The organism is Nitrobacter sp. (assembly GCF_051535235.1).
Taxonomy (GTDB): Bacteria; Pseudomonadota; Alphaproteobacteria; order Rhizobiales; family Xanthobacteraceae; genus Nitrobacter.
Window position 1 is genome coordinate 31,912 of sequence record NZ_JBPPLZ010000012.1, and the last position, 23,789, is coordinate 55,700.

Annotated in this window: 20 protein-coding genes and 2 pseudogenes; 6 read left to right on the forward strand and 16 right to left on the reverse strand. The window is 62.7% G+C overall.

Annotated features, from left to right (window positions below):
- Nucleotides 1-28 precede the first annotated feature (28 nt).
- Nucleotides 29-343, reverse strand: coding sequence for a hypothetical protein (locus ACS3WA_RS13845; protein ID WP_438279094.1), 315 nt, complete (start codon nt 341-343; stop codon nt 29-31).
- A gap of 4 nt (nt 344-347) precedes the next feature.
- On the reverse strand, nt 348-1,739 hold the full coding sequence (locus tag ACS3WA_RS13850) for an OmpA family protein (RefSeq protein ID WP_438279095.1): 1,392 nt from the start codon (nt 1,737-1,739) through the stop codon (nt 348-350).
- 272 nt (nt 1,740-2,011) lie between these two features.
- Here ACS3WA_RS13850 and ACS3WA_RS13855 point away from each other — a divergent pair, with 272 nt between their 5' ends.
- The gene (locus ACS3WA_RS13855; RefSeq protein WP_438279096.1) at nt 2,012-3,070 is read left to right on the forward strand and encodes a polysaccharide deacetylase family protein; all 1,059 of its coding nucleotides are present in this window, start codon (nt 2,012-2,014) and stop codon (nt 3,068-3,070) included.
- Nucleotides 3,071-3,127: 57 nt separating this feature from the next.
- Here ACS3WA_RS13855 and ACS3WA_RS13860 read toward each other — a convergent pair whose 3' ends face one another.
- A complete protein-coding gene (locus tag ACS3WA_RS13860) occupies nt 3,128-4,825 on the reverse strand; it encodes an EAL domain-containing protein (protein WP_438279135.1) in 1,698 nt (565 codons plus the stop codon).
- A 273-nt stretch (nt 4,826-5,098) separates the two neighbouring features.
- Here ACS3WA_RS13860 and ACS3WA_RS13865 point away from each other — a divergent pair, with 273 nt between their 5' ends.
- A complete protein-coding gene (locus tag ACS3WA_RS13865) occupies nt 5,099-5,434 on the forward strand; it encodes a hypothetical protein (RefSeq protein ID WP_438279097.1) in 336 nt (111 codons plus the stop codon).
- Nucleotides 5,435-5,494: 60 nt separating this feature from the next.
- Here the strand turns inward: ACS3WA_RS13865 and ACS3WA_RS13870 are convergent, their stop codons facing one another.
- The 3 genes from ACS3WA_RS13870 to mtgA form a co-directional block, all read right to left on the reverse strand.
- Nucleotides 5,495-6,169, reverse strand: coding sequence for a hypothetical protein (locus tag ACS3WA_RS13870; RefSeq protein ID WP_438279098.1), 675 nt, complete (start codon nt 6,167-6,169; stop codon nt 5,495-5,497).
- Between the two features lie 147 nt (nt 6,170-6,316).
- Nucleotides 6,317-6,502, reverse strand: a complete 186-nt coding sequence (gene rpmF / locus ACS3WA_RS13875; RefSeq protein ID WP_292616917.1) for a 50S ribosomal protein L32 — start codon at nt 6,500-6,502, stop codon at nt 6,317-6,319.
- Between the two features lie 159 nt (nt 6,503-6,661).
- Nucleotides 6,662-7,342 (reverse strand): monofunctional biosynthetic peptidoglycan transglycosylase, encoded by a 681-nt coding sequence (gene mtgA, locus ACS3WA_RS13880; protein ID WP_438279099.1) that lies wholly within the window; start codon nt 7,340-7,342, stop codon nt 6,662-6,664.
- Between the two features lie 399 nt (nt 7,343-7,741).
- Between mtgA and ACS3WA_RS13885 the strand changes: the two genes are divergently transcribed.
- Nucleotides 7,742-8,668, forward strand: a complete 927-nt coding sequence (locus ACS3WA_RS13885) for a polyprenyl synthetase family protein (RefSeq protein WP_438279100.1) — start codon at nt 7,742-7,744, stop codon at nt 8,666-8,668.
- Between the two features lie 9 nt (nt 8,669-8,677).
- Nucleotides 8,678-9,370 carry a DUF1345 domain-containing protein gene (locus tag ACS3WA_RS13890; protein ID WP_438279101.1) on the forward strand — a complete coding sequence of 231 codons (693 nt, stop codon included), beginning with the start codon at nt 8,678-8,680 and terminating at the stop codon, nt 9,368-9,370.
- Nucleotides 9,371-9,405: 35 nt separating this feature from the next.
- On the opposite strand, the gene ACS3WA_RS13895 is transcribed toward ACS3WA_RS13890, so the two are convergent.
- Nucleotides 9,406-11,322, reverse strand: a complete 1,917-nt coding sequence (locus ACS3WA_RS13895; RefSeq protein WP_438279102.1) for a caspase family protein — start codon at nt 11,320-11,322, stop codon at nt 9,406-9,408.
- 244 nt (nt 11,323-11,566) lie between these two features.
- Here ACS3WA_RS13895 and ACS3WA_RS13900 point away from each other — a divergent pair, with 244 nt between their 5' ends.
- Nucleotides 11,567-11,935, forward strand: a complete 369-nt coding sequence (locus ACS3WA_RS13900) for a DUF2946 family protein (protein ID WP_438279103.1) — start codon at nt 11,567-11,569, stop codon at nt 11,933-11,935.
- A gap of 49 nt (nt 11,936-11,984) precedes the next feature.
- Complete coding sequence (locus ACS3WA_RS13905) at nt 11,985-14,147, forward strand: TonB-dependent receptor family protein (protein WP_438279104.1); 2,163 nt, start codon at nt 11,985-11,987, stop codon at nt 14,145-14,147.
- A gap of 23 nt (nt 14,148-14,170) precedes the next feature.
- On the opposite strand, the pseudogene ACS3WA_RS13910 reads toward ACS3WA_RS13905, so the two are convergent.
- The 9 genes and pseudogenes from ACS3WA_RS13910 to ACS3WA_RS13950 all read right to left on the reverse strand — a co-directional run.
- Nucleotides 14,171-14,617 (reverse strand): annotated as a pseudogene (locus ACS3WA_RS13910) (hypothetical protein); the annotation flags it as partial.
- A 267-nt stretch (nt 14,618-14,884) separates the two neighbouring features.
- Nucleotides 14,885-16,531 (reverse strand): PepSY-associated TM helix domain-containing protein, encoded by a 1,647-nt coding sequence (locus ACS3WA_RS13915; RefSeq protein WP_438279105.1) that lies wholly within the window; start codon nt 16,529-16,531, stop codon nt 14,885-14,887.
- A gap of 7 nt (nt 16,532-16,538) precedes the next feature.
- A complete protein-coding gene (locus tag ACS3WA_RS13920; protein WP_438279106.1) occupies nt 16,539-16,832 on the reverse strand; it encodes a hypothetical protein in 294 nt (97 codons plus the stop codon).
- 1 nt (nt 16,833) lies between these two features.
- A complete protein-coding gene (locus tag ACS3WA_RS13925; protein ID WP_438279107.1) occupies nt 16,834-17,100 on the reverse strand; it encodes a hypothetical protein in 267 nt (88 codons plus the stop codon).
- Nucleotides 17,101-17,103: 3 nt separating this feature from the next.
- Nucleotides 17,104-19,593, reverse strand: coding sequence for a TonB-dependent siderophore receptor (locus ACS3WA_RS13930; protein ID WP_438279108.1), 2,490 nt, complete (start codon nt 19,591-19,593; stop codon nt 17,104-17,106).
- Nucleotides 19,594-19,744: 151 nt separating this feature from the next.
- The gene (locus ACS3WA_RS13935; RefSeq protein ID WP_438279109.1) at nt 19,745-20,716 is read right to left on the reverse strand and encodes a FecR family protein; all 972 of its coding nucleotides are present in this window, start codon (nt 20,714-20,716) and stop codon (nt 19,745-19,747) included.
- Between the two features lie 138 nt (nt 20,717-20,854).
- Complete coding sequence (locus tag ACS3WA_RS13940) at nt 20,855-21,370, reverse strand: RNA polymerase sigma factor (protein ID WP_438279110.1); 516 nt, start codon at nt 21,368-21,370, stop codon at nt 20,855-20,857.
- A gap of 339 nt (nt 21,371-21,709) precedes the next feature.
- Nucleotides 21,710-22,507 (reverse strand): hypothetical protein, encoded by a 798-nt coding sequence (locus ACS3WA_RS13945; protein ID WP_438279111.1) that lies wholly within the window; start codon nt 22,505-22,507, stop codon nt 21,710-21,712.
- A gap of 275 nt (nt 22,508-22,782) precedes the next feature.
- A pseudogene (locus ACS3WA_RS13950) lies at nt 22,783-23,076 on the reverse strand (antirestriction protein ArdC); the annotation flags it as partial.
- Between the last annotated feature and the right edge of the window lie 713 nt (nt 23,077-23,789).

Consider the following 23,789-nt stretch of genomic DNA (forward strand, 5'->3'; position numbering starts at 1 on the left):
CAAAAAATCAGAATATTGTTTCAACAAATCAAGAGCGTCCCGGCGGTTCGCCGGAGGTCGCCTGGCGCGATACAACCCTGTCGCGCAGCCACGACCCTATCGCGCACCCCACTAGATAGGTTCCAAACATTACCAAACCAAGGTCGAGCCAGTAACCGAACCGACCGGGAACCACATGCGTCACCGCCGCGACGACGAGCGCTGCGACAAATATGGACAGCGCCTGCGCGACCCGCTTCGTGACCCCCCGGCCGCGATGGACTACCGCGATCCAGCCCATGGCGAAACCCAGCAGAAACGATCCAGCGAGCCAGCCCCAGAGAAACTCCGCCAGATAGACCATGTCCTTACTGCCTCACAATGAAATCAATGCGGCGATTTTTGGCCTTGCCCTCTTCGGTGTCGTTGGTGGCGATCGGCTGCGTGCTGCCGTTGCCGATCGGCTTGAAGCGATCGGAAGGCATTCCGGCTTTCACCAGATAGTCCACGACGGCCTGCGCACGCCGCTCGGATAGTGTCTGATTGAACGAAGCATCGCCATCGCTGTCGGTATAGCCGACGATCTCGATCGTCGCCGTTGGACAGCGCAGCGCGGTTTCCGTCAGCCGGTCCAGCAGGCCGATGGAATCCGGATCAAGCGTGGCCTGGCCGGTCTCGAACTGGATCGTGCGCTTGCCCAGCAGGTCGGCGAACAATTGCTGACAGACCGCCGGATCGACCGGAGCCGCCGCCGGTTTGACCGACACTTCGGGCTTCGCCTGCCAACCACGGGGCAGGTCCTTGGGCAGATCGGCGCGGAGCTGCCTTGCCGCCGCATCGTACAGCGCGTCGCCGGAAAGCTCGACGTCCCGGTCGGAGACCACAAGTCTTCCCGTCGACAGCCGTGACAACGATCCGAGCGCTCGTGTGACGACGGCATCAAACCCCGCCGGCGCGCCGAGACTGGCCTTGAGCTTGTCGACAACCTTCTCGCCGAACTTGCGGCCGGCGGATGCGACGATCGCGGCATGAACGGCATTGTCGGGCACATATCCGGTCAACGTCAGCGTCGCGGCAACCGGATCCTTGTTGGCCTCGAAGATATATGGCGGGGCCTGAATGTCGTTGGTGACAGAATATCCCTCCGGCAGGTTTTTCAGCGCCGCCGCGATCGCCTCGCGGCCGCCGAGCTCGCGCGCCATGCCCGACAGGTTCACCGTCATATCGGACATCGTGGCCTTGCCGGTCTTGAGCTTGCCGATTTCGCCGATCAGCAATGCGGCTGCCGTTTCGAAACGCAGCGGTGCGCCGCGCGACAAATTCATGTGGTCGGCGATGTCGATACCGGAAAACGTCGTGCGCGCGGCATCCAGCAGCTTATTCCTGACCACCGGCAACGGTGCGTTGCCGCTGAGCGTCACCTTTCCGACCCCGCGTTCGATGGTCCAGACGAACGGCTTGGCCTCGGCAACGAGCGCGGTGCGATCGTTGACCAGCCGCACACCCGGCACGGCCTCGACCGAGGCGACCGCGTTGCTGCGCTCCTGATCCGAAAACGCCTCGGCGGAGAACGTGATGTCCCGGCCGGCCGCGCTGATCGTGGTCTTGTCGAGAACGCTACCCTTAAGCGCGGCGTCGGCATGCGCGCTCAGATCGGCTTCCAGCGGACCTGTGGTCGTCCAGGCGGCCAACAGCCAGAGGATGACAAGGGGGATGACGCCCGGCCACCATTTGCTGCTCCACCTGAAAAATCCGCGCATTCGATATCCTGTGTCGCGCAAAACTTGCCCGCTCGATAGCGGACCGGATCATGCGAGCCGAGCCAGCATCTGAAGCGCGCACCCGGCAAGGCCGGGATGGCTGATTCGGCCGGCAGCGTGCTGGAAATGAAGAGAAAACAAACCCTTGCCGGGCTGTCAAACCGGAAATAGGGCGGAAGCCTCGTCGCCGCGGCCCGGAGGTTCGGATAACCGTTTCTTCAACCGTTTCCCACTAAAGACGTGATCGACAATAAGGTCGGCTGGTCAACCCGATGAAGCAGCTTCGCGACGTCGTCATTCGCACCGGACTTGAGGCGCTGTATTTCAGCGGCGCTCATCATCTGCTGCGACCAATGTTCGCGGGCATCGGAACGATCTTCATGCTGCACCACGTGCGGCCGCGCCGAGACAGTCCGTTCCAGCCCAATCGTCACCTGGAAGTAACCCCTGAATTTCTGCGCATGACGCTTGCCCATGTCCGCTCGCTCGGAATCGATATCGTGACCGCCGACGAGATGCATCGCCGCTTGAGCGAACGCGATTTCTCGCGACGGTTCGCCTGCTTCACCTTCGACGACGGCTATCGCGACAACCGCGACTTCGCGCTACCAGCGATGCGCGAATACGACGCGCCGCTCACGGTCTATGTCGCGAACGACTTCGCAGACTGGGCCGGTCGCATCTGGTGGATCACGCTCGAACGCATCATCGCGGTTGCCGACCGCATCGACAGCACGATCGGAGACACGTCCATTCGTCTCGATGCCAGCACGGTCGAAAACAAGCAGGCTGCGTTCATTCAAATTCACGATCTGCTGCGCGCCCTGCCGGACGATCGCAACATCGCGCCCGCGATCAGCGAATTGTGCGCACGCCATGGCGTCGACGAGTCCGCTATCAGCCGGGAGTTGTGTCTGTCCTGGGACGAGCTGAAACCCTTCGCCGCCGATCCGCTGGTCACCATCGGCGCGCATACCATCAGCCACTGCAACCTCGCGAAGCGAAGCGAGCAGCAGGCGCTTCAGGAGATGGCCGCCAGCCGGACCCGGATCGAAGCGGCCTTGCAGCGTCCAGTCGCCCACCTCGCCTATCCCTATGGCGATCGCCGCGCTGCAGGGCCGCGCGAGTTCGCTTTCGCCAGCGGGACCGGCTTCAAGACAGCCGTCACCACGCGACCCGGCATGATTTTTCCGGAAAATGCGGGGCATCCGACGGCGCTGCCGCGGATTTCCCTCAACGGAAATTATCAGACCGCCCGCGTCCTGCCGGTGCTGACGTCGGGCGCCGCCACCGCCATGTGGAACGGTTTCCGCCGCGTCGACGCCACGTAACGACCCGCGGGCGCATGTGCAGGGGCACGTGCGGGGCCATCCGCCTCAACGTCAGTATTACGCTGCCGGAACCGCCTCGGAGCCGCTCCAGGGCCGCGCCGGCGAAGCAAGACCGATCAACTGCCCCTGGATGTAGTCGCAGCCCCAGTCACGCAGCATGACGGCGGATTGCTCGTCCTGAACCCATTCGGCCACCGTCCTGATATCGAGCCGCCGCGCCAGATCGATCAGCGTCTGCACGAAAGCCCGATCGTCCGGAGAGCTTGCGATATTCTGCACGAACGCGCCGTCGACCTTGACGATGTCCACGCCGAGCTTGCGCAGGTTGCGGAACGAGGTGTAGCCGGCGCCGAAATCGTCGATCGCAATCTGGCTGCCGAAGTTCTTCAACCGCGTGACAAATTCCCTGACGCCGTCGATATCCTGAATCGCAACAGTTTCGGTGATCTCGACGATCAGGCGTTCGGCAACGCCGGGATGCGCGCCCATCAATGATTCGATCGCCGCCCACCAGTCGGCATCCATCGTTGTCTCCGGCGAGATGTTGATGCTGAGCCGGACGCCGGGCGCTGCGGCGAGTTCGGCAATCACAAGCTCGAGCACGCGATGGTCGACGAGGCGGATCAGGCCCAGCTTCTCCGCGACCGGCACCACGTCCGGCGCGAGAAGGAACTGGCCGTTTTGCTGACGCATCCGCACCAGGCACTCATAGAACGCCGGTTCGCGCGTGCGTGCATCGACCACGGGCTCGAAGGCGGTGAGGATGCGCCGCTCGTTCAGCGCGGTGACGATCTCGTCGGTGACCCGGATGTTGGTCCGTCGCTGCGCGTCTCGAGCGACATCGGGCCGCCATACCGCGAACGAGCCGCTGCGGCGGCTTTTGGCGGCTTCGAGGACTTCCTGGGCGCGATTGATCGCTTCATCGGCCGTGCGCGCGTAACGCGGGGCGAGGACCGCACCGATCGAGGCGGTGACCGAGACCGGCCCGGACCTGGTCGGCACGATCTCGTCGCGAATGCCGGCCAGAAGCCGCTCCGCGGCGACATTCATGTCGTCGCTCGTGCAGTTCATCAGGATCAGTCCGAACTTGTTCCCGGAGAAGCGGCCGAGCACGTCGCCGCCACGCAGGCGCGCGCGAATACGCTTCGCGATGTCGCCGATCACCTCGTCTGCGACATCGAAGCCGAAGGCATCGTTGATGCGCGCAAGATGGTCGACGCCGAGCAGCAGGAACGCGAACGACGACCGATAGCGCGCCGCTTCCTCGATCGCAGCGGCGAGCGCGGCCGTCAGATGCGTGCGATTGAGTTCGCCGGTCAGGGCGTCGTTCTGCGACAGCCTGACAAGCTGCTCGTCGCGGGCGCGCCGCTCGTTCTCGAGCCGCACGATGCCTTCGACACGCACCACCTTGCCGTCGGCACCGGCGAACCAGCAGCCGGATTCCTCGATCCATAGCATCGGCGCCGAGGCGCTGGCGCGCACGCCATATTCGATGCGGTAGGCCACGGCCTCCCCCGGGCGCCGCTCATGAGCCGTGGCCCGCAGGATATCGGCCCGGATCGACCCCGACGGCTCGATCAGCCGGGCCAGCCCGGCGCCGGTTGCGAGCGAGGCCGGCTCGATATCCCGGAAGATCGACACCGCCCCGTCGGTCCAGGTCATGCCATCGCTGGCCACATCCCAGACAAAGGCAGCCCCACCAAGCGCGGCGAGAATGGACGAGACCTCCGGCCGGCCGGTCGGCCCGCCAGCAATCTGCGGCGTGCTTGCGCCGGGCGGAGACTTGGCTGCCGGTGAGGTCGCGGAGGTCACGGTCGCCTCATTTTGGGACGCAGACAGGTGATTCCATTTTGAAGCATAGGACCTCCCTGCCGCCAGGCAAAGCTCATAAACACCCGGAAAGCCGGTCCTTTGCCGCGGGACCCGGTTCACGCCGGCCCTTATGGCCCACGGCACGGCCCTTGCGAGGCCCATCGCAAAGGCGGATGTGGTGTCCCGAAACAGCACATCCCGGGTGGGATAACAATGATGATCACGCAAACCGACCGCATCGCCGCAACCGCCGTCAATGCGCGGAACGACGACTTCGCGACAAGACGAGCAGGCGCCGCGGAGGCAACAGAAACAGCGAAGATAACGGAAATAACCGTCATCGCGCCCGCCGAGCGTCCGCCGGTTTCGCGATCCCCGGCGCGCCATGACGCGTACTTCGTCACGCAACTGATCGCCATGGAGCAGCACAGCCCGCAAACGCGGGTGTTGCGCCGGGCCGAGCCGCAAGTTGCGCGCGCCGCCTATCATTCAACGAACGAACAGAACCAGGACAACGCGCAAGCGGCTCCGCGGCTGCTGCGCGTCATTTAAGATCACGCTGATTTTGGGTCGAATCGACCCAGAATCGTGAAAGTGGTCGATTCCAATATTTTAAGAAGCGGGCGGCAGGTTTGGCTTGGATTTGGAGGGCTCACCGGACGGTGTCGGCGTTCCGCTGCCCGGCTCGACGCCGGCCGCCGGAATGTCAGGAGGCTGCCCGTCCACGGGGCTTTCCAGATGAACGACCACCGTCTCCGGCGTGGTGGTCGCAACCGGTTCGGCGATGGACGCAACCGTTGGACCGCCGGACGCGAGCGGCGAAACAGAGGCCGGCGTGGAAACGGGCAGATCGAAACGCGGCTCGGACGCCGGGACCTCGGTGGCCGGTGGCGGGGGTACGGCCTTCGCGCGGGCCGGCCGCCGGGTCCGCAAGGCGATACCGGACAGGAAGTCCACCAGCGCCAGCAGCGTCAGCATGAAAAAGGTCGATGAACCGAACTGCGGCAGCATCACGAATTCCGCCGCGGCCGCGCCGAACACCACCAGCGCCAGCACATGGTCGGTGAGGTATTTGCCGCCGGCACGGGAGCTCTTGATGATCTCGAGCAGCAGGAGGACGATGCCGAGCGCAAGCAGCACGTCACCGAGCGCCACCGGCAACGCCACGCCAGACACCAGCGTCAACGTGAAAACGGGCTCCGTCAACAGGACGCCCGGCATCAGGAAGACGATGATGTTGCAGATCGCGAGAGGAATAAGGAGCAGCGGAAAACCGATCATGGACATCGGCAAAGCCTCCTTCATTCAAGCGGAAGGGCTGAATCGCGCCGAACCCACCCTGCCTTCTCGCTCCTTATCCGGGTCATTTATTCCGGGTCATTTATTCCGGGTCATTCCCGGCCTGTTGTCCCCGAGCCCAGAAATGAGGCCGGATCAGGAGTCGCTCCTGGCCTTCAAAACCTGACGTCCCTTATACATGCCGGTCTTCAGATCGAGATGGTGAGGGCGTCGCAGTTCGCCGGAATCCTTGTCCTCGGCATAGGTCGGCTTTTTGATTGCGTCCGCCGAACGGCGCATGCCACGCCGCGAAGGCGATGTTTTTCTTCTTGGAACGGCCATGTCGGGGTCCTTGCAGAATGTTGTTGTCGGATTTTCCGGATGACGCCTGCGGATAGGCGCGCCCGCCCGAATGCGGGGGCTGAATGCTGTAAGTTGGGGCTTATAATGGAAGGAAAGCGCCAAAGCTAGGGCTGCAAACCGTCAAAATCGCCGCAAATCTCAGGAGCTACCATTGTCGCGCCAGCAGATGCGCAGTTCGGCGGCCTTTGCCCGGACCATATAGGTTCCGGCCAGCCGGCGCACCCCGGGACCGGGTTTTCGGGCGCTGCGCCTGACCGGATTGGGCAGGATCGCGGCCATGAGGGCTGCTTCGCGGGCCGTCAGACTGGCGGCGGAGCGCCCGAAAGCGTAGCGGGAACCGGCCTCGGCCCCGAACTGCCCGCCCGGACCCCATTCGGCGATATTCAGATAGATTTCGAGGATCCTTTGCTTGGGCACCACGGCGTCGATCCACATCGCCAGCGGAAATTCCAGCGCCTTGCGGATCAGGCTGCGTCCCGGCCACAGGAACAGATTTTTCGCGACCTGCTGCGTGATGGTCGACCCGCCGCGCGTCATCTCGCCGTCCTCGGCATCGTCGATCACCTCCCGCAGCGAGTCCCAGTCGATGCCGTGGTGGCTGCAGAATTTGGCATCCTCCGACGCGATCACCGAGCGCGGCAGCGCTGGCGACATCGCCGCGAAATCGATCCACTGCCGCGACATCGGTGCGCCGGAGAGCTTGCGCCATATCATCAGCGTCGAGACCGGATGGCCGGCCCGGTACAGCGGCGTCAGCAAATAGGGCAAAAGAAGCAGGCCGACGAGGGCCAGCAGCGTGAGACGGATCGCCCGCCGCATCAGGTCGCAGCGCCTTCGGCGATGGACCGGCAAACGGATTCAGCCGATCCGCCAAGCAGACCATGAATCAGACCGCGGTTGACGGCAGAGCCGGCGAAAGCTGGCATCGAAAACTCCTTCTTGCCGGATCATATCACGGCCGAACCGGCATATTGCCGGATCGGACGGAATTGACGAAGCCGGTGTCATGGAGGATTGTCCGGCCCGATCGACCTAAAAGGGCTGTTGAGCCTGGTTGTCATTCCCGAAGCCGCGTCAGCGGGTATCCGGAATCCCGTACCACGAGGGGAATTCGTGAATACTGGATTCCGGGTTGGTCGCTTCGCGGCCCCCCGAAATGGCACAGGAAAGAGACCCAGATCGTTTTTTATTCGTGTTCTATTCTTGGAGCCCTTCTTGATGACGTCCGGACTTTCATCCGCCGATTTCGCCAAACGCCTCGACAGGACGGCGGACGAAACCGAGGGCCTGCTGGGCAAATTGCTAGCCGATACGGTGTTGCCCGACGAGATCGCGCGCCCGAAGCGGCTGATGGACGCCATGCGCTATTCCTCGCTCGACGGCGGCAAGCGGCTGCGGCCGTTTTTGGTGGTCGAAAGCTCGGCGGTGTTCGAAGTTCCGCGCGACGCCGCACTGCTCGCCGGCGCGGCGCTCGAATGCATCCATTGTTACTCGCTGATCCATGACGACCTGCCGGCGATGGACAACAGCGACCTTCGCCGCGGACGGCCGACCCTGCACAAGACCACCGACGACGCCACGGCAATCCTCGCTGGCGACGGACTGCTGACGCTCGCCTTCGACATCATCACCCGCGACGAGGTCCACAAGGATCCCGCTGTCCGCCTGGCACTGACGCGCGCGCTGGCGCGCGCCGCCGGCATTGGCGGCATGGTCGGCGGACAGATGCTCGACCTCGCCGGCGAAGGGCGCTTCGGCGATCGCGAGCCGGTGGATGTGGCGCGCTTGCAGCAGATGAAGACGGGTGCCCTGCTCCGCTACGGCTGTGTCGCCGGCGCCCTGCTCGGCCAGGCCTCGCAGAAAGACTATCAGGCGCTCGATACGTATGGCCGCGCGCTCGGCGAAGCGTTCCAGATCGCCGACGACCTTCTCGACGTCGAAGGCGATGCGACTGCGCTCGGCAAGCCGGCCGGCGCCGACGCCGCGCTCGGCAAGACGACTTTCGTCACCCAGCTCGGCATCGACGGCGCCAAGCAACGCGTCCGCGACCTTCTGTCGAAGGCGGACGAGGCATTGTCGGTGTTCGGCGCGCGCGGCGACGTGCTGCGCGCCACGGCGCATTTCGTCGCCGCCCGCAAGAACTGAAGGGTCGCGATGGCGGGCAAGGACGCCGACGAGGAATTCTTGCTTCGCTTCAGAAAGCTGCCGAGGCCGGTGCGCCTGGTCTACGCCCGGCTGCGCACCTTCATCGCCGTCGCAGTCGGCGTCGTCGCCTACCTGCTGCTGCCGCATTCGCTGCGGCCGGTGACGCGACTGCTGATCGGCTGGGACGTTTTCGCCGCGCTCTATCTCATCCTGGTCTTCACCGTGGTGTTCGGCAGCGGCCTCGCCCACATCCGCCGCAACGCCCGGCTTCAGGACGACGGCCGCTTCGTGATCCTGCTGGTGACTGCGATCGGCGCGTTCGCCAGCATTGCCGCGATCGTGTTCGAGCTCGGCGACCACAACCACAGCGCACCGGAACTGGCGCTGGCGACGCTCACCATCGCGCTGTCATGGGCGGCGGTACACACCACCTTCGCGCTGCACTACGCGTACGAATACTATCGGGCGGCCAAACCCGGCGGCCTCGCCTTTCCAAGCGACAAGGACGATACGCCCGAAGACCCGGACTACTGGGATTTCGTCTACTTCTCCTTCGTGATCGGCATGACCGCGCAGGTGTCCGATGTCGGCATCACCGACAAGATCATCCGGCGTACCGCAGCGGCGCATGGCGTGATCTCGTTCGTCTTCAACACGGCGCTGCTCGCGCTGATGGTCAATATCGCAGCCAGCGCAATCTGACTATTGGCAGACAGCGCCGACCCGGACCGGCGCGTTTAGTTACATATCTCCATATTGCTGCCACCGCCAAGAACACCACCGCCCTGCGCGGTGGTGCGGAACTCGATCCGGCAGCCGCGCTTGATCGGATGGCAGGTATGATCGTCGCAGACGACGCCGCCTTGTTCCGGCTTCGCGCTCGCGCGGCTCCGCAGCCTGGGCGCGGCGGCTTGCGGCGCATCCAGTTCGTCGTTGAAGCGGCCGCGGCCGGCGCGGCGGGGGCGACGATCATCGCGCTCGCGCGATGCGGAAGGCGCCTTGCGTTCCTTCCGCGCGACGCATTCGTTGTCGTCGTTGAGCACCTTGCCCTCGCCACAGGCGATCTTCGCACAGGCATCGCCATCGGCCTTGTAGCCATGACGGCAGATCAGCGGACAGACGCGTGCGGTCTTGCCCTTGATGACGCCAAGCGTATCGAGGCTGGCGACCTTCACGTCCAGCTTCGCATCGGCATGGCGATTGAAATTTTCGAGCGACAGCCGGGATGCCTTGCCCCACTCGCCGTCGGCCGATCCGTTGAAACAGCCGACACGCCGCAATTCGATCTGCACCGATTTGTTGATCTCAACGGCCGACAAGGCCGGCTGCGCGACAGGCTCGGCGGCCGGCGACAGCGAGGCTGTCTGCTGCGCCGGCGCCTGTGAGGCCGGCGGCGCTGAGGATGATGCGGATACATCGGCCTGGCTTGGGCTGCGGGCCTGCATGGTCGAGTTCACCGCCACCTTGGCGGCCTGTGTGTCGGCGGCACGTTCGGCCGCCTCGCGCGACTGCTCCGCCGCATCCACTTTCGCCTGCTTGATCCGCTTCGCCTGTTCGGCGGCGATCCTGGCATCTTCCGCAGTCTTGGCGGCGGCGGCGGCCTTGGCCATTTCGGCCTGTTTCGCACCTTCTGCCGCGAGGCGCGCTTTTTCCTCCGCGGTCTCGCGCGCCTTCGCGGTCGCGGCAAGACGCGTATCCTCCGCGACGATCTTGTCGATCTGGCCTTTGGCGAGATCGGCATAGAAGCCGGTCGGATAGCTCTTCAGGAAGGTGTCCCACGCAGCGCGCGTCCCAAGCTGTAGCGACAATTCATAATCGCGGCGAGCGTCGGCGCGGGCGTCGGGAACGGGAGCAGCCGACGCGGAAGGCGCGGCCTTGACCGGCACCAGCGGCACGTCCTCTCCGCCAAGCGAACCGTAGACGTACGGCTCCTGTCGGTTGTTGGTGACCTTGAGCACGTCGTCGCGCACAAAGCCGAACGCCTTGCGCACGTCGAGACCGGGGGTCGCGATATGCCGCACCAGCGCATCGGTGAAGGGGCTGTTCTTGCTGTCGCCATCGGCCGCAGTCGAACCGGCCTTGGCCGCATAGGCGATCAGCGTGTTCGGCGAAGTCGGCTCCACCTTGGCGAGGCCGCGGCCGACCGAGCGCATGCTGACCTTTTTCATGGTCTTGTTGAACGGATTGTCGCGGCACGCGTCGAGAATCACCAGCCGCAACCGCTTGGCGGATTCCACGGCGACCAGCACGCGATCCAGCGACACCGCCTCGTCGTAGACATCGGTGTCGCGCTGGAGCGCCGCGTCGACAGGAATCAGATAGTTCGTGCCCTCCACCTCGATGCCGTGGCCGGCATAGTAGATCACGGCCATGTCGGCGTTGCGCGCCTTGTCGCCGAAGTCGCGCAGCGCCCGCCGCATGTCGGCCCCGGTCAGATCGTGGCGTGCATCGACCACATCGAAGCCCGCCTGTTTCAGGGTCTGGGCGAAAGCGGCTGCGTCATTGTCGGGATTGGCGAGTTGCGGAACGTTGCGGTATTGGGAGTTGCCGATCACCAGCGCCACGCGGGTCGACGCCGTGGCCGCCTGACAGGCCAGCACCGGAACCGCGACAAACAAAAATCCGAACAAACCGAGATATCGTCGCAAGCCCATGGCGGCACGTCCTGATCGTTCATTCATATCACACTCGCCGCTTTACCTGAAATCAAGGCCCGGCTTTGTGAACCAGGTCACAATCGACAGTGAGTACATGCTCCAGGTCGAGTCCTTCCATACCGGAATAGGACGCCGGCAACCCACAAAACGTTCAAGCGGCGCAGGCCAAACCATGGCTTGCGCGACGCCACGTTTACGCGGCTCGGCAAGGTTGCTATAGGCAACCAACGGACCGGGCAGAATGCGACAAGGGCGCAAATTACAAGGGTGGATCGGGGTCTTTACGGCCTTCGTGTTCGCTTTTCAGGTGTTTCTCGCCACCGCCGTCGCAACGCAGATGGCGGCTACCGCGCCGACTGACCCGTTCGCGATCTGCCACACCATCCCCGAGGGAACAGGCGATCAGCCGGCCGGCACCACGCACGCCGCCCATCACCCGTGTACGATTTGCTCGTTCATATCGGCAGGCGCGTTGCCGCCCCCGCCGGTCACGTTTGCACCCGTTCGGATGGTCAGGGCCACCGTTGTCTGGTTCGGGCAGCGCACCCCGGTTTCCGTCAGCAAACAACGCTCTCCCCACCTTCCTCAGGGTCCTCCCCGGATCGCGTAGCTCACGACCTTTCGTCGTTCTGCTTACGTCATCATCTGGAGGACTTATTATGTCACGCTTTACGCGCGCGCTGTGCGCCGCGAGCGCAGTCGCGCTCGTTCTATCCGAAACTGCTTTCGCCCAGTCGCAACTGCCGCCCATCGTTGTCCAAACCGCGCCTAAAACGGCAAAGCGGATGTCCGCGACACCCCGCACGACACGCCCGGCGGCCGGGGAGGCGCGCGCGACGCGGCACGTGGCTTCACGGCCGCCCGTTTCATCCGTCCCCTCGGCGGGGGGTAGCCTGACGGTGCCGACCACCGCCCAGGCGATCACCGACATTCAGCGAACACCCGGCGGCGTCGAAGTCGTGCCGGATACTGCGTTCAAGAACGGACCCGCCAACACGGTAAAGGACGTTCTCGGCTCGGTGCCGGGCGTCATCACGCAGATGCGGTATGGCCCCGATGCCCGGCTGTCGATTCGTGGCTCCGGACTGTCACGCAACTACGGCAACCGCGGCATCAATCCGTATATGGACGGCATCCCCATCAGCACGTCGGACGGGCTCTTCGATCTTTTCGAGGTCGATCCGACAACCTACCGCTATGTCGAGGTGTACAAGGGAGCCAATGCGCTGCGATACGGCGCCAATTCGCTCGGTGGCGCGATCAATTTCGTGATGCCGACGGGTCGCGATGCGTCGCCGTTCGAGGCCCGTTTCGACGCCGGCAGCTTCGGCTATGTGAAATCGCAGTTCAGCACCGGCGGCGCCAACGGACCCTACGACTGGTTCGTCGCAGGATCCGCGCAGCACGAGGACGGTTATCGCGAACACAGCAGCAGTCACGTGGAACGCCTGAACGCCAACGTCGGCTACAGGTTTTCCCTCGATGCGGAAACGCGTTTCTATGTGAACGCGAGTTCGTGGCGCGCGCGCATTCCGGGCGAGTTGACCAAGGATATGGCGTTGAACTCCCCGAGGAGCGCAAACCCGATATGGGTGCAGCAAGACCAGCAACGCAACATCGATTCGATCCGCCTCGCCAACAAGACGACGCTGCATTTCGAGGACACCACCGTGGATTTCGGCATCTTCGGCCTCGAACGCCACGTCATGCATCCGATCTACCAGTGGCTCGATTTCCGCGTTCACGACTACGGCGGCTTTGTACGTGCGACTGACGAGCGCCTGATCGGAGGCTTTCGCAACCGCCTCGTCGCCGGGGTCAATCTTCAGAACGGAACGATCGACATCAACTATTTCGCGAACCCCGCCAATGCGATGAAAGGCCAGCTCACAGCATCCTACCTTTGGACGTCTGAAAACATTCCGCTCTATGCGGAGAATTCGTTCTACGTCCTGCCGGGCGTGGCGCTGGTGACGGGAGGGCAGTTTCTCCATGCCGTCCGCAGCCAGCACGACCGCTTCCTGGCGGATGGCGACCAGTCCGGCAGCCGAACCTGGGACATCTTCAGTCCCAAGGTCGGCCTGCTCTGGGACGCGGACCCGAAATGGCAGGTGTTTGGAAACGTTTCGCGCAACGCCGAAGTGCCGACCTTCGATGTGAATACCTATCAGGCGCCGGCGAACCCGGACGTCAACGCCCAGACCGGAATTACCTATGAGATCGGCACGCGCGGCCGTACGCCCGACCTGACGTGGGATCTGTCGCTTTATCGCACCAACCTCAACAACGAATTTCAGTGTCTCACCACCGCACCCTGGAGCCCCTGCACCGTCGTCAATGCCGACCGCACGGTTCATCAGGGCGTCGAGGCCGCTCTTGGAGTCGCGTTGCTCAGATCGACTGCCGCACCGGATGACCAGATCTGGTTCACTGTCGCCTATACCTATGGCGACTTCCGTTTCCACCACGACGCGACATGGGGCAATAACCGCCTGCCCGGCGCGCCGCCGCATTATGTCCGCGCTGAATTGCTGTACAAGCGTCCGGACGGGTTCTACGTCGGACCAAACGTCGAATGGATGCCGCACGCCTTCTTCGCCGACAACGCCAACAGCCTGACGGTGGACCCCTATGCGCTGCTCAATTTCAAGCTCGGCGTCGACGAAGGAAAAAGCTGGTCGTGGTACGTGGAGGCACGCAACCTGTTTGACACACGCTACATCTCGACGACTATTACTGCCGGGAAAGCCAATCCAACCATGGAGCTGTTCAATCCCGGCACCGGCCGCGCGGTTTACGGCGGCGTGCGATACCGGATGTAGGATCGGGACCGGCTGTCGGAGGCGCCCCTGACAGCCGAACCCGCGCGGGGCGATGGCGAGCAGCGGACCGGCAAACGCGGCGGCACATATTTGCTCCAGCCGAGCAGCGGGGCGACGTCCGGCGCCATGCCGGGGTTCTGGGGAAAGACCGTTACATCGTCGGCAGGCTGCCGATCGATCACGGTCAGCCGCGTGTCGATCGTGGTGCCGTGCTTCGCATAGACGGCACCCTCTATCGCCGACGAGAAGACGAGGCGGCTTCCTGCACGTATACGAACACATCACGCCACGCCGGAGTGTCGGCGGCGAAACTCGCTCCGGTGATCGCAACCACGCGCGCCGTCGGATAGTCGTGCCAGCGCCGACACGACGTGTCGCAGGCTCGCATCTGCCCTGCGGCGATCGACATGCGCGAGCGCCGAAAACGGCGGGTTCATCAGAACTACACTCGGCACAATGCCAGGATCGAGATCGCCGGGCCGAACTTGCGCAGGAACAAGAGCGTCGCCACTCGCAGGCGTCGTAAGCGTCTTCCACCTCCATGCGCCATCGGCGACGCCCCGCGTGACACGCCCGGCTGCCGGGAGGCGCGAGTGCGGCTCCGGACGTGGGTGTTCACTTGGCGGCTTTAGGGCCCCGCCCGCGGATGATGGGCAGTTGACGCATACCAGCCATCGTCGCGCTGTGACAGAAAAATACCTTTTGGGCTTCGGTGCGGTAGCGGGACTCGTTCATGGTCACTCTGCTGCGATTGCGACTGGCTCATGCGCCGTGTGGCCGTCGCCTTTGCGGATGGACCAGATGCTATCGGCGGGGCCGTGCTTGACGCGCCACGCAGTGGCGGTCGCCATCCAGGCGAAGCACAGCGCGCCGATGAAGGCGACGACATCGACGCCAATGGTCGCGGCGCTGCCATGCGCCCACATGCCGAGTGCCGGAAACAGCTGCGCGGCAAGCGTGGTCAGCGGGATCGCCATCGTCGTCAACGCGCAAAGCCATAGCAGATGCACGGCCGAGCGCGCCGCGCCCCATGCGAAGGCCCATGCGAGCGAGCCGAAGAACACAGCATAGTAGACATATGCATGCCATGCGTTCAGATTGGCGACGCGGCCATGCAGCCACTTGGCCGCAACGATGGTGAGCGACAGGCCCGCGACGCAGCCGAGGCACACGCCCACGGTCGCGCTGCCTAAAAGGCGCGTCGAGCGCGATTGCTTGGCCTCCCCGCCCTTGCGCGCCTTCTTCCGACGCGTCTCGATCCACAGCAGGTTGCCCGAATAGAACAGCCATGCCCCGGAAAATCCGAGGAAGAAATAGGCCCATGTGATCGTTGATCCGCCATATTCCCCGGTGTGCAGGGCGAGGATTGTTGTTCCGACTCGTCGATCCATATCCTGGCGTGATGCACGGTTATCCTTGATGAGCGTGCCGGTCACGGCGCTGAGAATCACGCCTCCAAAGCGGGTATCCCCGACGTAGCCGCGCTCGGCTCCGGCGAATTTCACAGCGGCGGCCTTGTCTCCGAAATTCCTGAAGACCATGACTTTGGGCTCAAAATCGGTCACCTGGGCGTTCAGGCGCTGGAGCAACTGCGTGGGCGGCATCATGACACCCGCTTCCCCGATCGGCCTTGGCGCGCGCCATCGCTCGAGATCGCGTGCCATCATCACCTTTTGCTTGCCGCCAAAAACCACACTCTCCTGTGCCGACCAGAGCGGCCCTCCGAAGCCCCATGCGGTGGCGGTCACCGCAATCACAAGGTGAAACGGGAGCGCTGTAATCCCGACGACGTTGTGCGCGTCCAGCCACATGCGCTTGAGGTTTTTGCCGATACGCAGCGCCAGGAAATCCTTGACGAGCGACGGCAGCAGCGAGATCACCCCCGCGATCAGCGCCACGCCGTAGAGCAGCGAGACCACCCCCATGAAATACGATCCCCAAGGGTCTGGAATCCCGACGCGCATATGAACCGTATTGATGAGCTCTGCCAGTTCGGACGGCTCCTCCTGCTTGGCCAGCAGCGTGCCATCGGGCTTGAGCGTCGCCCACCAGTGAACATGCCCATGCGGCTGACCCGCCTCATGCGGTGTATCTTCTTTCCAAGTCACCCGCGCGGGTTCGTTCTCGTGCCCCCGCAGATGCAGCGTGATGCCTTCTTCCCGCGCTTCAGGATGGGCGGCGGCTACCAGTTCGAGGAGACGGGGGGCATCGTCCAAGGGAACCGCTGCCACACCCACGGCGGGCGGCGACGCCCAGCGCGCGATCGGCTCCTGAAACATGGTGAGCGCGCCCGCATAGAAGGCGATGAACAGCGCGAAGCCGCAAGTAATGCCGATCCATGTGTGGACGGTCTTGTAGAGCTTGACGATATCGGCGCGGATCATGCTGCCCTCACGCGAAGAACCAGAAGCGGCAGGCAAACAGCGCCGCGAAGGCGAGCAGATTCGCCGCGCCGAGCCACGTCCAGGCCGCGGGACCGCTGCGAAACAAAAAGCAGAAGCCGAACACAGCGATCCAGACGAATGCTTCCAGATGGCGCATCAGCGCGTAGCGCCCGGTCGGAGCGTCGATGCCGCCCGGTCCCAGATAGGCGTAGAGACCGACCAGCGAGAGCGCCAGGCCCAAACCAAGGATGGCGCCGGCGCCGGCCTTTGCCCAGTCGTCGGGACGAATATCTCCCGCCATGTCAGTTGCTCCGCCACACGCCGCGAAGCGCGGCGGCATAGGGGAAGACGAACAGGCAGACCATCGCGACATGCAGGGTCACGAACAGGCCGGACAGCGGACGAAATGCTGTGATCCATGCGATGAGGCCGGCCACCAGCAGCAGGCTCCCCGCCGCCAACAACAGTCGCCGCGGAGGAGCCTGCGACAACCATTTCTGGTTGGGGCTGGCGAGGTAGAGGCACGCACAGCCTGGAACAGTCAAGGCCAATGCCAGCACCACGATCATGGTTCAGAAATTGAACGTGGTCGACAGGCGATAAGTGCGCGGATCGCTCTTATAAACACTTCCAATAACATGCATCACCTTCCAGTAGCTGTCGTCAAAGACGTTATCGACGTTGAAGCGGACGATGATGGGCTTGGCGTTCCACGGCGATGCGAAGGTGTAGCGCGCGCCGAGATCGACCTGCGTCCATGATGGGACGGTCAGATTCGGTGCGGAGTTGGCGACCACGACATCGCTGGTATAGGTCAGTCGCCCGGTTACTGTCAGACCATCGATAAACGGCGTGTCCCATTCACCGCCGATCACAGCCCGAAAGTCTGGAGCGCCGGCGGCTCTCCTGCCGTCAAAGGTGCCATTTTGGGTTTTCGTTCGGCGAGCGTCGAGGAAGGTAACGCCGCCAAGCAGTCTGACGCCCTCGAACAACTCGCCATAGGCATTCAGTTCGATACCGCGGTTTCTCTGTTCGCCGTCCAGCGCCAGCGTCGGCAACCCGCCATTGGGATTGGGAACGGAGAGCGTGCTCGGCTGGCTGATCTGGAACGCCGCCAAAGTCGTCGTCACGCGGCCCCAATCGACCTTCACGCCCGTCTCATACTGCTTGCTCTGGTACGGCGGGAATACCGCCCCGCTATTGGCGTAATTACTGCTGGCGGTCGTGCCCGGTTGTAGATTTTCGATATAGTTTGCGTAGAGGGAAACCTTTTCCCAGGGCTTTACGACGATCGCATAGGATGGGGACCACGCCGATGCCTTGTAATCTCCGGCAGAGCCGACGATGCTAATTCCGCCAAGGTATTTCGTCTGTATTTCTTGATAGCGGACACCGGCCGTAAACTGAATTCGCCCATCAAGGACGGACAGCGTGTCGGCCATGCCGATGCTCGAGAGGTTGATCTCATTCGCTTTACGAGGATTTCCTGGATCTCCCGGCATCGGGGCAAGCGAGAAATCCGGATTGTAGATGGTTCCGACCGGGACAATCGGGCCGACACCACTGGTCGACCTGGCCTGATCAGTAAAGCTGGCGGCGTATTGAACCTGCGACAGATCGAGGCTGAGCGCATGAGCGATGGGACCTGTATCCGCGGTGGCCCTGACACCACCCTGCATGGACAGGACATCGTAGCGCTCGCGATACGATTGTGATCGAATACCGATCGCACCGGAAGGGTTCAGCAATGTGACATTTCCCACATTGCCGAAGGCGTCGTATCGTTGTTGACCGATCGCCCCGTAGGCCGTCACATTGTCCAGAATGTCGACTTCGCCCTTCACCATACCCAGCGTGATCTCGTGTTCGGATCGCCCCCATGGTGGCGAGAGAGGTAGGCTGGTGCTCGGCGCCGAGGGAACCTGTCTGAGATTTGCCAGGCCGCCGGATACGTTGCCGAGGTCCATGTTCCTGGCGGGCGCGGTCAGGCTTTGGAACTGATTTGCAAAGTCTGCCGACAGCCGGACCCGTTCGCCACGGTAATCGAGATTCAATGCCGCGTTCCGGAACTTCGACTGCTGGGTATCCACCGCCGTATCTCCCCCGTCGAGGGAGCCGTTGAAACGGATGCCGAACTCCTTGTTATCGCCAAAGCGTCGACCTAGATCGACATGAGCGCCGAACCGCGAGTCCGACATATAGCGGGTGGTCAATTGCGTCAGCGGTTCGTCGCTGGCCTTCTTGGTGACGAGATTGACAGAACCTCCCAGAGCCCCTTGCCCGGCGAAAGCTGCGCCCTTCAAGAGAGCAGCAGGGCCCCTCAGCACTTCGACACGTTCGATCCAATCGGTGCTCGGGAATTGCATCGGCGACATCGCCGGCAACCCGTTCAGACTATGCCCCGCCGCGTAAGTCTGGGTCATGAAGCCTCGAAAGCTCCAGAACTCATTTGTGCTGCCTGCGGGACCCGAACTCGTGATTACCGAAGATTCATTGGCCAAGACGTCCGACAGCGTGCGCGCCTGCTGGTCCTCGATCAGCTTCTTGGTATAGCTCGCCTGGCTGAACGGCGTGTTCATCACGTCGCGATTACCAAGCATGCCGAGTTGGCCACCCGTCGCCACCTGCCCGCCAGCATAAGCCGGCATCGGCGTCATGGTCGAATTGGGATTGCCGGCGCCTTGCACATCGATCGTGTCGAGCGGAATCGCGCCAGCCGGCAATACGCCGCCGGCGACCGCAGCACCCGGACGTTCGATCGCTACGGTGCTCGCATTGGTAAAACGATAGGTGAGTCCGGTTCCGGACAAGAGGCGATCGAGCGCGACCGCAGGCGTCAATACGCCGCGGACGCCGGACGAACTCTTGCCGGATGCCAGGGTCTGATCGATGAAGATTTGTACGCGGGTCTGCCGCGAAAACGCGATGAGCGCGCTGGCCAGTCCCTGCGGCGGAATATTCAGTTCGCGGATGCCAGTGCTCGCATCGACGCGGGTGGGTTGCACGTTCTGGGCCTTCGCGATATCGGCGGCCGTTGCCGACGCAATCGCGGTTCCTGCCATCAGTAGTGTCCGAAACCAAGTAAGACGCGCGTTCCGGCTTCCGTTCTCACATCTCATGCCCAATCGCCCCCGTCTTCAACATTGTTACAGGAGGTCAGCGAGCCCGGCGCTGCCTCCTCTGTGTTGAAGACGACGGAATTGAGAAAGATAATTAGTCGCCCGCCGAACTTTTTTCGGCGTCGTTGTTTGGAATGATGATAGTCAGCAGGCCGGCGGCGCGATAGACACGCAGCGACAGGGATTCAGCGATGGTATCGAGCGCGGCATCCGCGTTGTGAGCGTCGAACACTGCAGTGACCCGCCGCTGGCCCAGCGCACCGCCAATCAAGGCAATGCGGCCGGAGCGGTAGCGCTGAAGCTCAGCGAGCACCGCGTCGAGGGGGACATTGCGGAAGACGAGTTGGCCCTGGCGCCACGCCTGGATGGAATCCAGATCGGCCGCGCTGACGGCGGAAATCCCATCTGCATCGTAGCGAACTGTCTGACCTTGCGTGACGACGACCGGCGCACTTGAGGTGGTGCCGGCACGGGCAGAGACGAGGACTGCGTTCCGTGTGACCGCCACGATGACGCCATCGGCGATCTTGACGTCAAACGCAGTGCCGAGGACTTTGACTTCGCCGTTCTCGGCCGCAACGACGAATGGCCGGGCCGCGTCCTTTGTTACAGTAAAGAACGCCTCGCCCGTCAGAAGTTTGACCCTGCGCTCACCGGCGCTGAAGGCGACATCAAGCGCGCTCGCCGTGCCGAGTTCGACCTGGGAACCGTCTTGCAGCGCGATCGCCCGGCGTTCGCCGACCGCCGTCCGATAGTCGGCGAGCATACCGATCGGAGTCATCTGCCAGGCGATCCCGAGCACAGCCAGCAGCACGGCCACCGCGGCGATCCCTTTTAGCCGGCCCGCTCGCCTCGGTTTACGCCGCAACCGGGCCGCGTCCGGCGCCAGCGCATCGAGACCGCCCCACATCCGCTCCACAGAGCGCCACGCCGCTTCATGCGCCGGGTCGGCGGCAAGCCAGTTCGCGAACGCGCTCCGATCTTCGGCCGTCGCATCGTCATCGCGCAGAAGGACGAACCACTGGACAGCCTGATCGTCCACGGACTGCATGTCATTCTTGTTCATGCGGCCTCAGGAGGTGCGACGATTTCGCGGTCAATGTTCGACCATAATGCAAGAAGGATTCCCCGGCGATTCGATCTCGCGCGAGATTCGAATACTGCCCAGCTTATAAGACTAAGACGTTATTGTACGGAAAACCAATTAGCCCTTCGGCAAAGAAACTTCACTGAAGCGGGCTTTCAGGCAGGAAACGGCTTTCACCATATGAACCGTGATCGTGTTCTTGGCGACGCCCAAACGGTCGGCAATCTCCGCGTAGCTCAAGCCTTCGAACTTATGGAGGATGAGCACCTCGCGGCAACGTGGCGGCAGGTCGGCGAGCGCCGCGTGCAGCGCCTGAAACTCCTGCCGCGAGATCAGCACGGCGTCTGGCAGCGGCGCTGGATCGACGATGTTCTCATCCAGTGCAACGGCGTTGCCGAGCGCATTCCGGTGTCGCCGGCGCGCGGTATCGACAGTGAGATTCCTTGTGGTGCGGAAAAGGTAGCTACGCAGGTCGCGCACCTCTTCGAGAGGGGCGCCGAGCAGACGCAGAAACGCCTCCTGGACGAGATCGGCGGCGGCTGTCCTGGACATGCCTTGTCGCATCAGGAGGCGTTGAAGCTTCCCTTGTTCGTCAGCATAAAGCGCCGCCAAATTGGTTGTCAGGTCGCTCATAACGCAACACCGGGGCTAACGGTCCGGCAGCCCGCGTCGTTGGGACCGCTCGCCACACGAATAGCGGGCGAACGCTTTTCCCGCAAACTCAATGATTTAGATTGAATCTAGAGTGATGGTCAGGTTACCGAAAGTCGGTGCCGATGGAGTTTAATTGCTTCTTCATCGAGCGACCGTGATCGAGGTTGCCGATCGTATCCACGGTGCGTAGGACGACATCAAATCTCCACGGTCAGCAGGTGTTGGCTTCGGTCGAAACCTCTCCATGGCAAGACGAGCCGCCGTCTCCTTGAGCGACTGCGGAAGTTGCAGCGGGTGTTTCGTAGCGTTGTGTTTGCGTCATGCGTTGAATCTCCTGACGATCTCGCCTGGCGTTGCAATGGTGACGCCCAACCTGAGCGCCGAGCGAAAGTCCCTGACGTTTTGCGCACAATTGGCATCGGCCTGTCCGTTCAAAGCGACCTCAAGAACCATCTCATTCGCAACATCGAACAACATCGGTCGAGTCCGAAGGCTGCTCATTCGGCTCAAGATACGGAGATTGCTGTTTTGGTGCAGAGCCGTGTCATCCTGCGAAACGCGCTCATTAGGATGATCGACGAGGGAGCGGTGCGACGCAGTGCGGCGCGATGGCGGATGCCGTGCGCACCGACATGGGGAATGCAGGCGCACTGTAAAATGCGCCGCCACCCATGATGATAGGTGTGGTTCATCATCGGCTTTGTGCGATCGAAGATTGACGGGCAGACGAGTGGAGAGCTTTCGAAGCGCGGAGCATTGCAGCCGATGGGCTTTGTCGCTCAATGGCTTCGTCATCTTACCCGTCTTGCTGTCCGGCCAACTCACGCGCCGCTGTTCGAAATCGACCCAGTCCCATTTGAGCATCAGCACCTCGGATATGCAGGTCGCAAACTCAAATTGGAGCCGGATCGCGAGCGTGATGGAAGGATGCTTCAATCCTTCTCGGTCGGCACGATCCATCTGGGCGAAGGGCTTCTGTAGTTCTTCGTCGGTGACGAACCGCGTCGTTCCTGTCTCGCCGTACTTCTGAACGTGCCTGCATGGATTGGAGCCGTCGGACGATACCCCCATAATTTGGCGAGCTTGAACATCTTCTGCAGGCAGGCGAGCGTTCAATCGGCATTGCCTGACCGGTCCGCGAGACCCGTCATCAACTCCGAGATGTGGGCGCATGTAACTTCATGCGCCTTGAGGCGGTCGATGCGCGAAAGGATATGGTTCTTGATTTATGATTCATTGGTGGCGACGGTCGAAAGCTTGTTGTGCAGCTCGAATGCCCCTCGATAAAACTTGGTGCATAGCTTCTTCCTTGTCGGAGTTGCGCCTGCGGCCGACTTCTCTGCACTCGGGTCGCGACCGCAGCGCGAAGCGAGCGGTCGACAGCAGATATTTGCCCTCGCGATCTCGTTCAGCAGACCGTTGCATTGATCGGTGTTGAAGACGGTGAAGCGTTTGAGAAACGGAATCGCTTGTGCGTTCTCGCCGGTCTCGGCCGCGCGTTTGTGTTCATCGTCCGGGATTAACCGATCGGCGTAGACAAGCGGCACCTTTGCTGCCGCCGTGCCCCAGGACTGAACCCAGGGCACACGCCGAGCCTCAAGTTGGCCGACGATCTTGGCGGTGATTTCGTCATAGAGGTTCGTCCGGCTCTCGCCGGCGCGCACATGCTCAGAGTATTTCGACATCGCAGGTCTCCGCGACGGGCGCCGGAGGCCTCTCCTCCAGCCCTCAACCCGTCACGGCCAACCTGGCCGGCACTCTCACTCTGAGGAACACGCTCGACAGCACACCCCGGCGACAGCGGCGAATGCCGCCGCAAGCGCCGCGTTAGCTCAGGGAGTCCGCCCCCTGGACGTCTTCGCCGTGGTTCGCGTACCGAACAGCGCGGCCGTCAAGAGCGAGTCGGATCGTCGCAGCCGAACTTCGCGATTCTACGCTCCGACTTTCTTGCGGGTGCTTCCACGACGCTTCCACAAACGATTTTTGGACGACGAAAATCGGAAAAAATAAAAGCCCTTGAAAACATAACGTTTTCAAGGGCTTATGTGCTGGTTGCGGGGATAGGATTTGAACCTATGACCTTCAGGTTATGAGGGTGATTTTTTGGCGCTGCAACGTTTTGATATTGCTTAGTTCTCCGCCGACTTGTGCCCATAGTGTGCCAGCCGCCGCCAAAACGCGGTTAGGCACTCGTCGCAAATGGGATCGGCATTCAGCGGCAATCCCTCGATCAATTCGCGCCGTGCCACACGATCTTTCTCGGGCCACTTGCCGCAAATGATGCAATCATCGTTAGTTGTCATGGTTGGCTATTTCAGGGTTGCTGCTGGGGGCAGGGTCAAATGCGACGACTTTGGTTCACTATGCCTCCCCACGCGCGCAGAGGTTTGTTGAGACT

Excerpts from the sequence above, each read along its gene's own strand:
- ACS3WA_RS13845 (WP_438279094.1), bottom strand. The coding sequence starts at position 343 with ATGGTCTATCTGGCGGAGTTTCTCTGGGGCTGGCTCGCTGGATCGTTT.
- ACS3WA_RS13850 (WP_438279095.1), bottom strand. The coding sequence starts at position 1,739 with ATGCGCGGATTTTTCAGGTGGAGCAGCAAATGGTGGCCGGGCGTCATC.
- ACS3WA_RS13855 (WP_438279096.1), top strand. The coding sequence starts at position 2,012 with ATGAAGCAGCTTCGCGACGTCGTCATTCGCACCGGACTTGAGGCGCTG.
- ACS3WA_RS13865 (WP_438279097.1), top strand. The coding sequence starts at position 5,099 with ATGATCACGCAAACCGACCGCATCGCCGCAACCGCCGTCAATGCGCGG.
- ACS3WA_RS13870 (WP_438279098.1), bottom strand. The coding sequence starts at position 6,169 with ATGTCCATGATCGGTTTTCCGCTGCTCCTTATTCCTCTCGCGATCTGC.
- rpmF (WP_292616917.1), bottom strand. The coding sequence starts at position 6,502 with ATGGCCGTTCCAAGAAGAAAAACATCGCCTTCGCGGCGTGGCATGCGC.
- mtgA (WP_438279099.1), bottom strand. The coding sequence starts at position 7,342 with ATGCGGCGGGCGATCCGTCTCACGCTGCTGGCCCTCGTCGGCCTGCTT.
- ACS3WA_RS13885 (WP_438279100.1), top strand. The coding sequence starts at position 7,742 with ATGACGTCCGGACTTTCATCCGCCGATTTCGCCAAACGCCTCGACAGG.
- ACS3WA_RS13890 (WP_438279101.1), top strand. The coding sequence starts at position 8,678 with ATGGCGGGCAAGGACGCCGACGAGGAATTCTTGCTTCGCTTCAGAAAG.
- ACS3WA_RS13895 (WP_438279102.1), bottom strand. The coding sequence starts at position 11,322 with ATGGGCTTGCGACGATATCTCGGTTTGTTCGGATTTTTGTTTGTCGCG.
- ACS3WA_RS13900 (WP_438279103.1), top strand. The coding sequence starts at position 11,567 with ATGCGACAAGGGCGCAAATTACAAGGGTGGATCGGGGTCTTTACGGCC.
- ACS3WA_RS13905 (WP_438279104.1), top strand. The coding sequence starts at position 11,985 with ATGTCACGCTTTACGCGCGCGCTGTGCGCCGCGAGCGCAGTCGCGCTC.
- ACS3WA_RS13915 (WP_438279105.1), bottom strand. The coding sequence starts at position 16,531 with ATGATCCGCGCCGATATCGTCAAGCTCTACAAGACCGTCCACACATGG.
- ACS3WA_RS13920 (WP_438279106.1), bottom strand. The coding sequence starts at position 16,832 with ATGGCGGGAGATATTCGTCCCGACGACTGGGCAAAGGCCGGCGCCGGC.
- ACS3WA_RS13925 (WP_438279107.1), bottom strand. The coding sequence starts at position 17,100 with ATGATCGTGGTGCTGGCATTGGCCTTGACTGTTCCAGGCTGTGCGTGC.
- ACS3WA_RS13930 (WP_438279108.1), bottom strand. The coding sequence starts at position 19,593 with ATGGCAGGAACCGCGATTGCGTCGGCAACGGCCGCCGATATCGCGAAG.
- ACS3WA_RS13935 (WP_438279109.1), bottom strand. The coding sequence starts at position 20,716 with ATGAACAAGAATGACATGCAGTCCGTGGACGATCAGGCTGTCCAGTGG.
- ACS3WA_RS13940 (WP_438279110.1), bottom strand. The coding sequence starts at position 21,370 with ATGAGCGACCTGACAACCAATTTGGCGGCGCTTTATGCTGACGAACAA.